The organism is Nostoc sp. PCC 7107 (genome assembly GCF_000316625.1).
Classification (GTDB): Bacteria; Cyanobacteriota; Cyanobacteriia; order Cyanobacteriales; family Nostocaceae; genus Nostoc_B.
On sequence record NC_019676.1, the window covers coordinates 612151 to 625834 of the forward strand.

Consider the following 13684-nt stretch of genomic DNA (forward strand, 5'->3'; position numbering starts at 1 on the left):
TTATTAGTGATTAACTAGATAGCCGATTTTTTGAAGAAGTCGGCTAACTTTATCTGCATATTATGAATATTTCCTGACATAAATCAGCATTTTTTGTTGTAAAAAACACACTTTGAGCCGATTTTGCGTGAATTTTCCAAATATTGTAAATTTCTCATTCAGCTAATTATCTGGATTGGTGTAATCTCGATATACAGTGCCTCTGACAATTGAGCTTTGCAATTATTGACACTCTGAGGTGAGTACCATGAGAAGTTTTGCTGATGTGCAAGAATTAGTCTCTAGCCAAATTACCGAAAAATGTTGGCAGCAGCAGGATTTCAGTGGATGTGATTTGCAGGGAATCGAGTTAAAAGAATTAAATTTAAGTGGTGCTAACTTTCGAGGAGCAAATTTAAACTGTGCTAATTTATCAGGTTCTATTTTGACTGATACGGATTTAAGTGAAGCAGATTTAACACAAGCAAATTTGAGTCATGCTGATTTAAGTTATGCAAATTTGTGTGGGTCTTATTTATGGCGATCGCAATGTAGCTATAGTAACTTTTGGGGAGCTTCTTTGTGTGGTTCAGATTTCACAGAAGCAGACTTGAGTTATGCTCAATTGATTGAAGCCTCTTTAATCGAAGCCAAATTAATCAGAGCTAATCTTCAAGAAGCTAGTCTCTGTGGCGCAATCTTATTGGAAGCTGATTTAACCGAAGCAAATTTAAATGGTGCAGACTTGACATGGACTAATTTAACTAAGGCAAATTTGTTAAATGCTAATCTTTGGGAGACAAAAATAATTTATAGCAAGCTCAGAGATACAATGATGCCTGAAGGGACAATTTATAAACCTGACATAATTATTATCAATTAATGTATTTGCTAAAAGTTTTCAACCCGCGTAGGCGGGTTTTGTTTGTTTAGCCTGCGACTTCAGTCGCTAAGGCTTCTTGATAATCACAGGAATTTATTAAATATCTAACACCAATCTAGAACTACCGGGTTGAGAAATACAAATTAACACTTCACCTTCATCAGTTGCTGCACTTGGTTCTTCTTGATAAGCAACTTCACCTTCGCGGATTTTACATATACAAGTCCCGCAAACTCCTACACGACAACTAAAAGGTGGATTAATATCATTAGCTTCAGCAAATTCTAAAATAGTACCATCACTAGGTTGCCATGTTAAAGTTTTTCCAGATTTTGCAAAGACAATTTCGGCAAATTCTTCACCTTGAGTTGCGGTTTGAGTTGGTTTTTCCGACTCACTTTTCATTGCTTTACCGAAAGATTCAAAGTAGACTTTATTATTAGCTACTCCCGCTGCTTTTAGCCCTTCAGTAACAGATTGAATAAATGGAGTAGAACCACACAAGAAATATTCAGCTTCTTGTATAGATAACTCCTGAATTAAAGCCGCATCAACATAACCAACACTATGATATCTACCTGTATCTTCTAGCTTGGGGCGACTGTAGCGAATATGTACATTTAAATTAGGGTTTTGTTGGGCTATTTCCATTACTTCATCTTGAAAAGCATGGAAGTCACTATCTCTAGCACCATGTATAAACCAAATAGGACGCTGAGGATTGAGACGAGTACAAGCTTTTGCCATACTAATCATCGGCGTAATTCCCACACCATTGCTAATCAAGACTGCGGGGGTAGATTTATGCACATCCAAAGCAAATTTACCATTTGGTGGTTTGGCGGGAATAACTGAACCTTCATGAATGCGATCGTGCATAAAGTTAGATGCTATACCAGGCATAACATCTAATCCATTTGGTGCAAGTTCCCGCTTAATTGAGAGACGATAGTATTCACAAGTTTTAGAATAATCGGAAAGTGAATAAGTTCTAATTACAGGCTTATTTTGTCCGGTAATATCTAATTTAATAGTCAAAAATTGTCCTGGTTGAAAGTTAGGAATTTCACCTTTATCTTCCGGTTGCAAATAAAAAGATGTGATTTCTTCGCTTTCTTTTACCTTCCGCACAACCACAAAGTTTCGCCAATCTTGCCAAACATCACTATCTAATGTTTTGATGTCTGGAGTGGAGTCATTTTCACTTGCCTTATTAGTATAAATTAAGCCAAATACTGCACCAGCTACAGCCCCAAATATAGAGGAATAGACACCAAGTTGATAGGCGGATTTATCTTTGGGATTGTTGACTCCAATGACAATAGCCGTAGATAAAGTAACTACTGAGCAAACTGTAGCAGCTGTGGCAACACTTCTAACTAATGGATTGTTAATTCTTCCCAGACTTTCCAGCATTGTTGTTTCCTACCTAATACTTTTAGTTATGTTGGTATTTACCTGCGAAGATTCTGGTTTCAGCCATATTACTGAAAGGTTATCTGCATCCTACCCTTCGTTTTTATTCCTATTTGGTCTCTTTAGATTTCCTTTAGAAAGAAGCACTGAATTAATTAAGAATTACGAATCTTTAAAACTCCCGCTTTGAGAAAACAAAACTAGCGATCGCCAACAGAAAAATGCTATAAAGTACACCGTAGCCTGCATTTGTGATTAACAAACCGGCATCAGGTAAGGCTTGCATTCCATAAACAGCATCATTTTTTAAATCTAAGCGAGATAAATCTGGCAAAACGAGATACATCCCTTGGGTAATGCCTTCCATCGTAGAATTTCGACTCAAACGACCCAATTTAACTAAATCTTGTGTGATATTCCCCATTAAATACACAGCAAAAGTTAAAGTTATCGCCAACAAAGAATTTGTAAACACACCCAATGTAATAGCCACAGCATTGATTAAAGATAACTGTAAAAACAAAAAAACTGCGGCAATTACAATACTGAGTGTGGGATGAGGAATATTCTCTAGCTGTAAAAAGCCTAGATAAATAGCTGTCATTGTAGCTATTAAAACAGCTAAAACTGCTGACAAGCCCAAGAACTTGCCAGCAATAATTTCGCTGCGGCTAACTGGTTTAGCAATTAACACCAAAATAGTGCGTTTATCAATTTCTTTTTTAAGCAGTCCCGTACCTACGAATACAGCGATAATTAAGGTAATGACACTCATAGCCACTATCCCAAAGTCTAGCAAAATTTTATCTTCATTCGTAGCAGAAAATTCCGGTAATGCTCGCCCAGCGATCGCTAAAATCAAAGTATAAAATCCAATCACATATAAAATGCGATCGCGCACTACTTCTTGAAATACATTCTTGGCAATTATCAAGGTTCTCATTGGTTTTAAAAAGTGCTGAATGCTGAGTTGTTTTTGATACAAATTCCCTTTTCCTCCTATTTCCTACTGCTGCGGTGGAGGAGAACCAGCAATAAATTTACTGACGCGATCGCATTCTATTTCTCCAACCGCAATTTTGTCTTCTGGGTTATTACTTGTAATCGCTTTTTTAGTAGAAGTTGCTACGGGTTCAATCCGACAAGATTTTTTCAAGTAATAACCTTTTTGGCTAGAACTTGGGCCGCGCCAAATACTCAACAAATCTAAAATATATCCACCTGATTTTGTATTCACTACACGCGGTTCAACACGCCATAAAGCTTTTTCTTCATACTTTGCCAGTTGTTTATCTATGACTCTATTACCCAAATTTCCCACCTGCAATCTTGCATCTAGTAGCCATTTTTCCACTTGAGACCAAGGTCTTGCATCGATTTGTTGTTCTACTAATGGTTGCAGTTTATCTAAAATTACAACGCCATTTTTCGGCACTTTTTCGATAATATCTGTTCTTCTGACAAAGGTACTCCGCTGAAAATTATCTGCGCGTAAACTAGGATATTCTTGTAACCATTTATCCATGACAAAATAAAATTGCAACCAGCAACTTAAAATCATGCAACTTGCAACTAAAATGATGATTTTTTGTCTAACTTCTGGTTTGGGAATTTGTGCTTTTGAGTCGGTATCTGAACCTTCAATAAATTCAGGAATTGCTGTAATTAAAGCCGATATAGTCGGCCAAAGTACGATGGTTCGGGGTGTAATCACATCCTGTTGATTACCAAAAGCAAAAACACTGACTAAGAACCCTGTAATTACTGCACCTACTGGCATAAAAGTGCCAGGAACTCTCAGTGGATCATCAGTTGTATACCAAGCTGTACCAGCAATTAAAAATAACCAACCGCAAATTGCAATGATATCTCTGACATAACCTATAGCAAAATAAGATAACACTCCAGAAAATACGCTTAAATAAATAAATGTCTGCCAAGCATAAGCTTGAGACGGAACTAATATTTTCCTGACTCTGGCATAAATATCTTCAGTAAACTTAAATATGCCCAGCAAATCTTTAAATAGAACATTCATGATTTCACCCTAAATAATTTATTCGACAAAAAATCAGGCTATTTATCTATTACGAATCAGCAAAATAATCGTAATTGCGCTATAGCTAAGAGAATTAGCTATTAATGTTGTAGTCACTAAATTAGTTGTTTGCAATTTAATCCCAGGAATAGCGCGGCGTAACTGTCTTCGTTGAGAGGTTTCGACAATCTCTGGTTTTTTCCAACCATCTTCTCGTAATGTAAATACCAAAAGCTGTAACAGTAAAAATTTCATTAAAAAAGTAGTAAAGAAAATAATGAAAGTAGTTAAAATCAAAGTTGCTTGGGTATTGGGATATCTAAAGTTATTAAAAAATACATAATTAATTAATTCTGATTTAATTTCGGGCGGCAACATTGGTTCTAATACGAAAAATATGACCCAACCAAGAGTTGCTGAAAAGAGATTGGTGGCTATGGCATAAAAAATACTGGTTTTTTTGTCAAACTTGAGTCGGCGATTGAAGATATAAGCTTCAATGGGGATAGAAATGAGGAAAAATAACAGGTTAAACAACATCACCCCAATGGGCAAAAGTCGCGGAAGGGTAAAATTTTCTAGCATAGAGAGTCAATGGTAAGGTTTAAGGTGAGAGGGTAAAGTTGGGACAATCAGGCTAATGGAGGCAATTATGGCATTACGATCGCTGTTTACCATCTTGGTGTGCCAGTATACCCCTATTTACCCTGTTAATATATCCTGCTAAATCTTGTATGGAAGTACCCAAAAGAGATTTTTTATATCTGGAAGTGCAAGACGTTAGGTAAGATTAGAGACTGCCACGTTACAGGTTTTCGAGAGATGACAAGGAACGGCATCGGTATTCGCACAGCGCAAGCGCGTTCTGAACGACTCACAGGTCAAATTCACGTTTATGATGGTTTGGGTAAAGGTAAATCCCAAGCGGCTTTAGGGGTGGTTTTGCGCTCGATTGGCTTAGGGATAAATACACCAGCTAATTGCAATCGCGTTTTACTGCTGCGGTTTTTAAAAGGGCCAGAACGTGATTATGATGAAGATGGTGCGATCGCAGCTTTGCAGCGTGGGTTTCCCCATTTAATTGATCAAGTACGGACTGGAAGAGCCGAATTTTTTAGTGCAGAAGAAATTATCCCCTACGATCGTGCCGAAGCCGCAAGAGGTTGGGATGTGGCTAAAGGTGCGATCGCATCTGGTTTGTATTCGGTAGTAGTTTTAGATGAACTTAACCCCGTCCTCGATTTGGGTTTGCTACCAGTTGATGAAGTGGTGCAGACGTTAAAAGCCAAACCCCAAGAATTAGAAATTATCGCCACAGGACGCGGCGCACCAGAAAAATTGCTGGAAATTGCCGATTTACACTCAGAAATGAAGCCGCAGCACCACCCCACCGCCCAACAGCTATTAATTGAGGGAATTGAAATTTATACTGGTGCAGGTAAAGGTAAATCGACTAGTGCCTTGGGTAAAGCCTTACAAGCCATTGGTAGAGGGATTAACCATCCCGGTTCTACCCGCGTGTTAATTATGCAATGGCTTAAAGGTGGTAGCGGTTATACAGAAGATGCAGCGATCGCCGCTTTACAACAATCATACCCAGAAGTGGTAGATCATCAACGTTGTGGTCGAGATGCCATTGTGTGGCGCAATTCTCGGCAAGAATTAGATTATGTCGAAGCCGAACGCGGTTGGGAAATTGCCAAAACTGCGATCGCCTCTGGGTTGTATAAAACTATCATCTTAGATGAACTCAACCCCACTGTCGATTTAGAACTTCTCCCAGTAGAACCCATCGTCCAAGCCTTACTCCGCAAACCCCGCGATACAGAAATTATTATTACTGGTCGTTGTCAACAGCAACCAGCTTACTTTGATTTAGCCAGTATCCACTCTGAGGTATACTGCCACAAACACTATGCAAATCACGGCGTAGAACTCAAACGCGGAGTTGATTTTTAAGATGGACAACACTAATGTACTGGATTGGGCAACTGGTGGATTAGCACTCGCAATTTTAATTGGTGGAATGTTAATGATGTTCTCAACAATATTGACCACCAAGAAATGATTATCTTATACACTGCCCCTAGTGGGGTCTTTGCGTGGGAAATATTTTTTCCACGCAGTAGCGCCAAGAATATGATCAGCAAGCGATCGTCTTTTAAGCTATTCAGATGATTCTGTTTTTTGATTTGGCAATAGAAGCTAGACAGAATAAGAATTGTGAGAGCCAATGCTGCATAACTTCCTTGCTCGGTCGCGGCTTGACAACCTTTGGAAATTCAAAATTAAATTACTTCAAAATCTCAGCTATTTTTCCGCTCTCTTGATTAACTACTATTTTTGTCAACCTCTAAACTCTTGTTCCAATTTATGTATTCTTCATACAATTCAAAAAATTTCTGTAGTGCCTCGTACTCATCTATAGAATAGAAAAGAATTATCTTAGCCCATGACTGACCTGTCTTAATGCCATATTTTTCTTGAATCCATGATTGAAAACCTTCAAAGCTCTTTTCCGACTTAGTTGGGGCTACGCCAGCTTCTCTTCGAGCCAGACTAGCTCCTCGCAGAACCATGTCAAGCTTAGTAATTGAACTACTACCTAAGAACATACCCGGTCTCTTCTTTACACCCTTTAAAATCTCGTCATAAATATCAAGCTGACGAAACCTTAAATTGTCCTCAGTAGTACTATATTTTTCCTCAGATTCTTGAGTTTTTGAACTATTTTTCTGATTTAAAAACTGCTCAAATTCTTCAAAAAATCTATAGAAAGCAATTCTCTCAGTTCCAGAACCAAATAGAATTATTCCAGACCATGATTGAGATACTTGAGTATTTGCTTTTTCTTGTATCCAATCTTGAAATCCTTCAATTCCAGAACCTTCTCTATCTAAGCCTAGATTACTTCGATAATCTAAATATCCATTCAAGAATGAATGAAGAGAAATAATTGATGGCTTGTCTAGGTACATGACCGGGTTATTTTTAATGTCTTGGAGAAGTCTAGAGAGATTACTCATAATGATTACTTACAATTGGGTTTAGAACAAGTATCCTGATTTTCTAAAACTGTCTCCTCGATATTCTTTACCATAATATGTCAGGTTATTCATCCACTGCTCTCTTGGAACTCCATCTGGGTGGTGGTTGTCAAAAACTTTTTCTTCTCCATTGATTTTAATAGCAATTCCTTCATGATGACCATTGGTTGAAATAACATACTCTGGTGCTGCTTTTGGCGGGTGGCTATTATCATATATGAAGTCATCAGCTGCTCTTAGTTTGACAGTATCAAGTTTAATCCGCTCTCCATGAATACCTTGCTCTTTCAAGTAAGTCTCAATTTCAGCAGCGCATCGAACACAGTATTCATTCGGGTACTTATTGACGATATCGGTAATATCTTGAAGAACTTCAGGAGTAACTTCTCCTGACTGATCGGGCGAACTACTTGCGAATGGAATATTAGGATTATATGGTTCTGGATCATTTGTATTTACTATTCCATCATTATCATTATCTAAATCATTTGCATCAGGAATACCATCTTTATCAAAGTCTGGAACTCCAGGGAAAATAAAAAATCCAGACTCTTTTGTTAACAAACGCTCATCTGCTGGCGTATTCGGGTCGTCTGTTTCTTGTCCTGGAATTATAATTGTAGGGGCATTAATCTTGTCTCCAGGATTTTAATACACCACCTTCTGGCATTGAAGTAATGAAACCTTGCCAATCAGAGGGATTAAGTAATCTAACCGCCTCATCACGCTTTTCTTGAGGCCAATTCGCCCAAACAATCCCATTCTTTGGCCCTAGAATTCGTGTTTTGTCTCTAGGATCAGCATGAAAGACATGGTTGTTTAAAGAGTCAACATAAATTATACATGCGCCATCACAATCAGATTTAGCAATAATTGAACCTACAGCCGTAAATTCTCCCCAAAAATATTCATATCCCTCATCTTCCCAATATGGCTTAATGTAGACCTCGTAAATGTCCCCACAAACCGAATCGTATGGATTGGCAATACAATATCTTTCTCTAGCCTTATTTTGGGCTTGCTCATTTTGACCTTGGCTCCAATGTTGCCAAATTGCATATCCCCCAACAGCATTACTTCCAACAATTGCCACCCCAGCAACAGTTCTTAAAACTGCACTGGTAGATCCAATAGATGTAGTAGTGCTAAGAGTTGAAGCACCAAAACCAACACCAGTTGGAGCAGAAATGACAGGTGCTAATTCAGCACCGACCGCAGCAATACATTCTGGATCAGTAGCACACTTATCTAAGGTCGTTAATTGTGCATAAGCAGGTTTAATAAAAATACCTTTAAATACCAAAAGGAAAATAAATGTCCAAATTCCTATTAATTTAGATATAGAATTTTTTGTATTTAACTGCAAAATTGCTACTCCTAAAACTATACAGAAGTAAGTTTTTATATTTTTCTATATCTAGTTTCTTTAAGAACAAGAAGAAATAGCTTAGTAGAATTACTGTTATTTTTTTAAGTTTGTGAAAAGTTAAATAATATTTTCTAGATATTCGTATTATAGCCCCGACCTCGCAATAGAGATGCACAATACTGGCTCTCAAAACCATTGATTTAGCTGGTTGATGACAAGTATTAGTAAGAAATTCAGGGCGGAATTGGCTTACTGTTCGCGCATTGTAATTATTGCTTGACTTGGGGCGATCAGATATACATACATCTTGGTAGCAGCCTTTTTGGGTGGAACACTTTGAATCAGAACAAATGTTATCAGAAACATTGGTATTGATAACAAAATGCCTTGGAGATCGCATCATCAAGCTAAAATCTTGGAAAGGCGATTATTTACACCGTCCTGACTCAGAACAAGGTGTCACCACTTGGGGGACTGGTATCAGTAATGCGCGGTTGTTTGAGTCGGTTGGCGATCGCATATATACTTTTTTCCCATATCATCGCCCAAACAAGCCCGTACTATGGCAATCTGAGAAACAGAGATTGTTCAATCTGATATTTTAGCTATAAAAATTTACTTCCTAGAGTTATGCAAACTCTGCCTACACCTACAAGTTCCAACACCACATCTAGTCAACCCACCTTCGATACTACAATCAAGCGGCGTAAAACCCGTCCTGTCAAGGTAGGTAATGTCACCATCGGCGGCGGACACCCTGTGGTGGTGCAGTCAATGATTAACGAAGACACTCTTGATATTGATGGTTCTGTAGCTGCAATTCGTCGCTTGCACGAAGTCGGCTGCGAAATCGTGCGTGTCACAGTGCCTAGCCTTGCTCATGCTGTAGCATTGGCAGAAATTAAGCAAAAAATCATTAAAACCTACCAAGATGTGCCAATTGTAGCTGATGTGCATCACAATGGCATGAAAATTGCCTTAGAAGTTGCCAAACACATCGAGAAAGTCCGAATTAATCCAGGTTTGTATGTGTTTGAAAAACCAAACACCAATCGCACCGAATATACACAAGCTGAATTTGAGGAAATTGGCGATAAAATCCGCGAAACTCTAGAACCGCTGGTAGTTTCCTTGCGCGACCAAGGTAAAGCTATGCGGATTGGGGTAAATCATGGTTCTCTAGCAGAAAGAATGCTATTTACCTACGGAGACACCCCAGAAGGAATGGTGGAATCAGCTTTAGAATTCATTCGCATTTGTGAATCATTAGATTTCCGCAACTTAGTGGTTTCCATGAAAGCCTCAAGGGTTCCCGTGATGGTAGCCGCCTATCGTCTGTTAGCCAAGCGCATGGATGAATTAGGTATGGATTATCCTTTACATTTGGGTGTAACAGAAGCAGGTGATGGCGAATACGGCAGAATCAAATCTACAGCTGGTATTGCCACCTTACTAGCAGATGGCATTGGTGATACCATCCGCGTCTCCCTCACAGAAGCACCAGAAAACGAAATTCCTGTATGCTACAGCATTTTGCAAGCGTTGGGATTGCGAAAAACAATGGTGGAATATGTCGCCTGTCCTTCCTGCGGACGCACCTTATTTAATCTAGAAGAAGTGCTACATAAAGTCCGGGAAGCCACCAAACACCTAACAGGGCTGGACATAGCTGTGATGGGGTGTATTGTAAATGGCCCAGGAGAAATGGCAGATGCTGACTACGGGTATGTGGGCAAAACGCCTGGTTACATTTCTTTATATCGTGGAAGAGAAGAAATTAAAAAAGTACCAGAAACAGAAGGTGTAGAAGAGTTAATCAGGCTAATTAAAACAGACGGACGTTGGGTAGACCCATAATAAGTATGAAGTATGAAGTTATGTAGAAGTGATGTGGGCTGTTTCTCTGCGAGCAGCGACTGTTGTTAGGGAGGCAGGAGCATTACCGGAAGGACTAGAATACCAATTCATTAATCCTGAAAAAACTCTCCCCCAACCCCTCTCTACGTCGGAGAGGGGTTTTTAGTCATCCGGTAGCTCATGGGGAAGAGGTTTTTAATTCCTGAATTGATGCTCTAGTAGAGGCTGAATTTCAGACTTCAGACTTCAGATTTTCTACTTCCCCATTTCACCGGATTGTCAAGTATTTTAATGAAGTTAGGAATACACGCCCGGTCTTTGCAGAATACCTGTGTTAGATTGGGCATACTGACTATTATTTTCCCTCTGACACAGCTGTCATTATGGTGATTACAAAAAGTAGGCTTGTTCTGGGTGCTACGGCAGTAACACTCTCCACAATCGCTGTCACTAGCCTGGGCATTCACTCGCGTGGTCAGGCTTTATTTAAAGCAAGTCCCAAAGAAACATTAGACGAAGTTTGGCAAATTGTTAACCGCCAATATGTAGATGGTACTTTTAACCAGGTAGATTGGCAGGCTGTTCGTAAGGAGTACCTGAACAAGTCCTACAGTAATCAGCAAGAAGCGTATAAATCCATCCGGGAAATGCTGAAAAAGCTTGGTGATCCTTACACCCGGTTTATGGATCCTGAAGAATTCAAGAATATGCAGGTTGATACCTCTGGGGAACTCACAGGTATCGGTATCACGATTAGTCAGGACGAGAAAACCAAGCAATTAGTTGTGATTGCGCCAATTGAAGATACACCGGCATTCAAAGCTGGCATTTTAGCTAAAGATGTTATTCTGAAAATTGACGGTAAAAATACTCAGGGGATGGATACTAACCAAGCTGTATCCTTAATCCGAGGTGAACCAAATACCAAAGTCACGCTCACAATTCAGCGTAACAATACTATCAAGCAGTTTAATATTACACGCGCCAGAATTGAAATCCATCCAGTACGTTATTCTCAAAAACAAACACCAGCTGGTAATGTGGGCTACATCCGCTTGAACCAATTCAGTGCTAATGCTGGTAAGGAAATGCAAAACGCGATCAAAGACTTAGAGTCTAAGAAAGTTGCTGGCTATGTTCTAGATTTGCGTGGGAACCCTGGAGGCTTGTTGTTCTCTAGTGTAGAGATTGCCAGAATGTGGCTTGATCAAGGCACCATTGTTTCCACGATTGACCGCCAAGGTGAGCAAGAAAAAGAAATAGCTAGAGGGCGAGCGTTAACTAATAAACCATTGGTAGTTTTGGTAGATAAAGGTTCTGCTAGTGCAAGTGAAATTTTATCTGGAGCCTTGCAGGATAATAAGCGGGCTGTTTTAGTCGGTACTCAAACTTTTGGTAAAGGTCTAGTACAATCGGTGCGCCCCTTAGAAGATGGCTCAGGACTGGCGGTGACAATTGCTAAATATCACACTCCCAGCGGTAAAGATATTAACAAGCATGGGATTGATCCAGATGTGAAGGTGGATTTGACCGATGCTCAAAGACAAGATTTATGGCTACATGAGCGTGATAAATTAGCGACTATGGCAGACCCACAATTTGCTAAAGGAGTGGAAATTTTAGGTAAGCAAATTGCTGCTAAAGGTCTCACTAGCGCCGAGAAAAAATAACGAGGTTCATAAGGGTTGGCATTTACCAGCCCGGATTAACCCAATTCGCCGCGCGATCGCTTCTTCTTGGGAAGCAAAACTCCCCCACTTTTCAATAATTTCTGGATCATCGTCTCTAACTAAATTGCTAGGGACTATTTCACAGTTTTTAGTTTTATGCTTGACAATATACCAAAGTTGTGCATCGTTCATAAAAACTACTAGACATTAAATTATGACTGTAAAAATACTACCCTGAGTATGATTATTTGCGATGTTAATTGTGCCGCAGTGTGCTTCAACTGCCATTTTACAAAAAGCTAATCCTAGCCCAATTTGCGAAACTTCCGGCATCCGAGTTCCCACTTCATATTTCTCAAAAATAATTTGGCGTAATTCTTCAGAAACGCCCTTACCTGAATCAGCGACTTGTAATTTTGCACCACCTGCTGGTAGATATTCAGCACGCAAGGTAACTTGAGAGTTTGATGGTGAAAATTTAATGGCATTAGTAAACAAATTATCCAAAACTCGGCGGAACATTAAAGCATCTATTTCAATCATGCCACCAGGTTCAGGTAATTCACTAATCAAGGTGATTCTCTTTTGGGCTGCGATCGCTTCTACATCTGCCAATGCTGAACTACATAGCGCACAAAGATCGACTGGGCTAATATATTTGACCTTATCCGCTAACAGTCCTTCGATTCTCTGATATGAACTATTAGCCTCTGCATCATTGGTTACAGAAGCAGGACAGATACAAACTATGTGGGGAATTGGCGATCGCACTGCTGCTGTTTTTAAAGCATTACCGAAATCTTTGACAATTTGCTCTAATTGGGATGCGTTTTTGTTAAGCTGTTGTGGTTCTAGAGTTTGGTTCTGGTTGTAGCGAGTCGCATAAATATTAAAGAGTCCCGAACCATGTAGAAGAAACTCTTCATCGACAACAAATTGAAAGCCTTCAAGGAAGATTTCTTGGTACAGATACTCAGTTTCATACTGATTTAGATGGGCAATTTCTATATGATTAGGTAAGGTTTTACGCAGGCGATCGCCGAAAATTTCTGCTTTTAAATTCTCGTCAACTTGCAATTGCAAACGATTTTTATTCCCTTCCCAATCCTCAAATCTTACCAGAAGTACATTGACTCCATCTTGATTGTTAGCCATGAGGCTGATTGGATTGAGCAGTTCTTGAAATACCTGGTTATAAGGCGTAAACTCTAATAAATAAGGTATGCCGATTTCTTGCAGCCAATACGACAAGAAATCTTCTACTGGTTCGCTGGTAAATGTTGCTGTGATAACAATTTTCTGTTTAGAGATGTGTTTGAATAAATTGAATCCAGCCATAAAACTCTGGATATGGTTGGCTATTGATCAATTTCAGCGAAAATAGTGTATGAGTTGCCTTATTTTATACTAGTAAATATATTTAAC

General features: G+C 39.2%; 14 protein-coding genes. 5 read left to right on the forward strand and 9 right to left on the reverse strand.

Annotated elements, in window-relative coordinates; genetic code table 11:
- The first annotated feature begins 247 nt into the window (after positions 1–247).
- Positions 248–862 (forward strand): pentapeptide repeat-containing protein, encoded by a 615-nt coding sequence (locus NOS7107_RS02615; protein ID WP_015111432.1) that lies wholly within the window; start codon positions 248–250, stop codon positions 860–862.
- A 96-nt stretch (positions 863–958) separates the two neighbouring features.
- On the opposite strand, the gene NOS7107_RS02620 is transcribed toward NOS7107_RS02615, so the two are convergent.
- The 4 genes from NOS7107_RS02620 to fraC form a co-directional block, all read right to left on the reverse strand.
- Positions 959–2278 (reverse strand): 2Fe-2S iron-sulfur cluster-binding protein, encoded by a 1320-nt coding sequence (locus tag NOS7107_RS02620; RefSeq protein ID WP_015111433.1) that lies wholly within the window; start codon positions 2276–2278, stop codon positions 959–961.
- 172 nt (positions 2279–2450) lie between these two features.
- Entirely contained in the window at positions 2451–3221 is a 771-nt protein-coding gene (locus NOS7107_RS02625) for an ABC transporter permease (protein WP_044500461.1), read from the reverse strand.
- 63 nt (positions 3222–3284) lie between these two features.
- Positions 3285–4316, reverse strand: coding sequence for a septal junction protein FraD (gene fraD / locus NOS7107_RS02630; RefSeq protein WP_015111435.1), 1032 nt, complete (start codon positions 4314–4316; stop codon positions 3285–3287).
- A 42-nt stretch (positions 4317–4358) separates the two neighbouring features.
- Positions 4359–4901 carry a filament integrity protein FraC gene (fraC, locus tag NOS7107_RS02635; RefSeq protein ID WP_015111436.1) on the reverse strand — a complete coding sequence of 181 codons (543 nt, stop codon included), beginning with the start codon at positions 4899–4901 and terminating at the stop codon, positions 4359–4361.
- Positions 4902–5138: 237 nt separating this feature from the next.
- Between fraC and NOS7107_RS02640 the strand changes: the two genes are divergently transcribed.
- The gene (locus tag NOS7107_RS02640) at positions 5139–6275 is read left to right on the forward strand and encodes a cob(I)yrinic acid a,c-diamide adenosyltransferase (protein WP_015111437.1); all 1137 of its coding nucleotides are present in this window, start codon (positions 5139–5141) and stop codon (positions 6273–6275) included.
- A gap of 371 nt (positions 6276–6646) precedes the next feature.
- Here NOS7107_RS02640 and NOS7107_RS02645 read toward each other — a convergent pair whose 3' ends face one another.
- The 3 genes from NOS7107_RS02645 to NOS7107_RS29235 form a co-directional block, all read right to left on the reverse strand.
- The gene (locus tag NOS7107_RS02645) at positions 6647–7342 is read right to left on the reverse strand and encodes a hypothetical protein (protein ID WP_015111438.1); all 696 of its coding nucleotides are present in this window, start codon (positions 7340–7342) and stop codon (positions 6647–6649) included.
- Between the two features lie 21 nt (positions 7343–7363).
- Positions 7364–7927 (reverse strand): papain fold toxin domain-containing protein, encoded by a 564-nt coding sequence (locus NOS7107_RS02650; protein WP_015111439.1) that lies wholly within the window; start codon positions 7925–7927, stop codon positions 7364–7366.
- Between the two features lie 64 nt (positions 7928–7991).
- Positions 7992–8729: a hypothetical protein gene (locus NOS7107_RS29235; RefSeq protein ID WP_015111440.1), complete on the reverse strand. Its 738-nt coding sequence runs from the start codon at positions 8727–8729 to the stop codon at positions 7992–7994.
- Positions 8730–9082: 353 nt separating this feature from the next.
- Here NOS7107_RS29235 and NOS7107_RS02660 point away from each other — a divergent pair, with 353 nt between their 5' ends.
- The 3 genes from NOS7107_RS02660 (at position 9083) to ctpC (ending at position 12259) form a co-directional block, all read left to right on the forward strand.
- On the forward strand, positions 9083–9337 hold the full coding sequence (locus NOS7107_RS02660; protein WP_157373926.1) for a hypothetical protein: 255 nt from the start codon (positions 9083–9085) through the stop codon (positions 9335–9337).
- A 25-nt stretch (positions 9338–9362) separates the two neighbouring features.
- Positions 9363–10589, forward strand: coding sequence for a (E)-4-hydroxy-3-methylbut-2-enyl-diphosphate synthase (gene ispG, locus NOS7107_RS02665; RefSeq protein ID WP_015111442.1), 1227 nt, complete (start codon positions 9363–9365; stop codon positions 10587–10589).
- Between the two features lie 383 nt (positions 10590–10972).
- Positions 10973–12259 (forward strand): carboxyl-terminal processing protease CtpC, encoded by a 1287-nt coding sequence (ctpC, locus tag NOS7107_RS02670; RefSeq protein ID WP_015111444.1) that lies wholly within the window; start codon positions 10973–10975, stop codon positions 12257–12259.
- Between the two features lie 6 nt (positions 12260–12265).
- On the opposite strand, the gene NOS7107_RS02675 is transcribed toward ctpC, so the two are convergent.
- The gene (locus NOS7107_RS02675; protein WP_015111445.1) at positions 12266–12451 is read right to left on the reverse strand and encodes a DDE transposase family protein; all 186 of its coding nucleotides are present in this window, start codon (positions 12449–12451) and stop codon (positions 12266–12268) included.
- Positions 12452–12466: 15 nt separating this feature from the next.
- Positions 12467–13597, reverse strand: a complete 1131-nt coding sequence (locus NOS7107_RS27550; RefSeq protein WP_015111446.1) for a sensor histidine kinase KdpD — start codon at positions 13595–13597, stop codon at positions 12467–12469.
- Positions 13598–13684: the final 87 nt, after the last annotated feature.

What these genes read in the sequence shown, in the direction of transcription:
- NOS7107_RS02625 (WP_044500461.1), bottom strand. Translation starts at nt 3,221, where the DNA reads ATGAGAACCTTGATAATTGCCAAGAATGTATTTCAAGAAGTAGTGCGC.
- fraC (WP_015111436.1), bottom strand. Translation starts at nt 4,901, where the DNA reads ATGCTAGAAAATTTTACCCTTCCGCGACTTTTGCCCATTGGGGTGATG.
- NOS7107_RS02620 (WP_015111433.1), bottom strand. Translation starts at nt 2,278, where the DNA reads ATGCTGGAAAGTCTGGGAAGAATTAACAATCCATTAGTTAGAAGTGTT.
- NOS7107_RS02660 (WP_157373926.1), top strand. Translation starts at nt 9,083, where the DNA reads ATGTTATCAGAAACATTGGTATTGATAACAAAATGCCTTGGAGATCGC.
- NOS7107_RS02675 (WP_015111445.1), bottom strand. Translation starts at nt 12,451, where the DNA reads ATGAACGATGCACAACTTTGGTATATTGTCAAGCATAAAACTAAAAAC.
- NOS7107_RS02615 (WP_015111432.1), top strand. Translation starts at nt 248, where the DNA reads ATGAGAAGTTTTGCTGATGTGCAAGAATTAGTCTCTAGCCAAATTACC.
- fraD (WP_015111435.1), bottom strand. Translation starts at nt 4,316, where the DNA reads ATGAATGTTCTATTTAAAGATTTGCTGGGCATATTTAAGTTTACTGAA.
- NOS7107_RS27550 (WP_015111446.1), bottom strand. Translation starts at nt 13,597, where the DNA reads ATGGCTGGATTCAATTTATTCAAACACATCTCTAAACAGAAAATTGTT.
- ispG (WP_015111442.1), top strand. Translation starts at nt 9,363, where the DNA reads ATGCAAACTCTGCCTACACCTACAAGTTCCAACACCACATCTAGTCAA.
- NOS7107_RS02640 (WP_015111437.1), top strand. Translation starts at nt 5,139, where the DNA reads ATGACAAGGAACGGCATCGGTATTCGCACAGCGCAAGCGCGTTCTGAA.
- ctpC (WP_015111444.1), top strand. Translation starts at nt 10,973, where the DNA reads ATGGTGATTACAAAAAGTAGGCTTGTTCTGGGTGCTACGGCAGTAACA.
- NOS7107_RS02645 (WP_015111438.1), bottom strand. Translation starts at nt 7,342, where the DNA reads ATGAGTAATCTCTCTAGACTTCTCCAAGACATTAAAAATAACCCGGTC.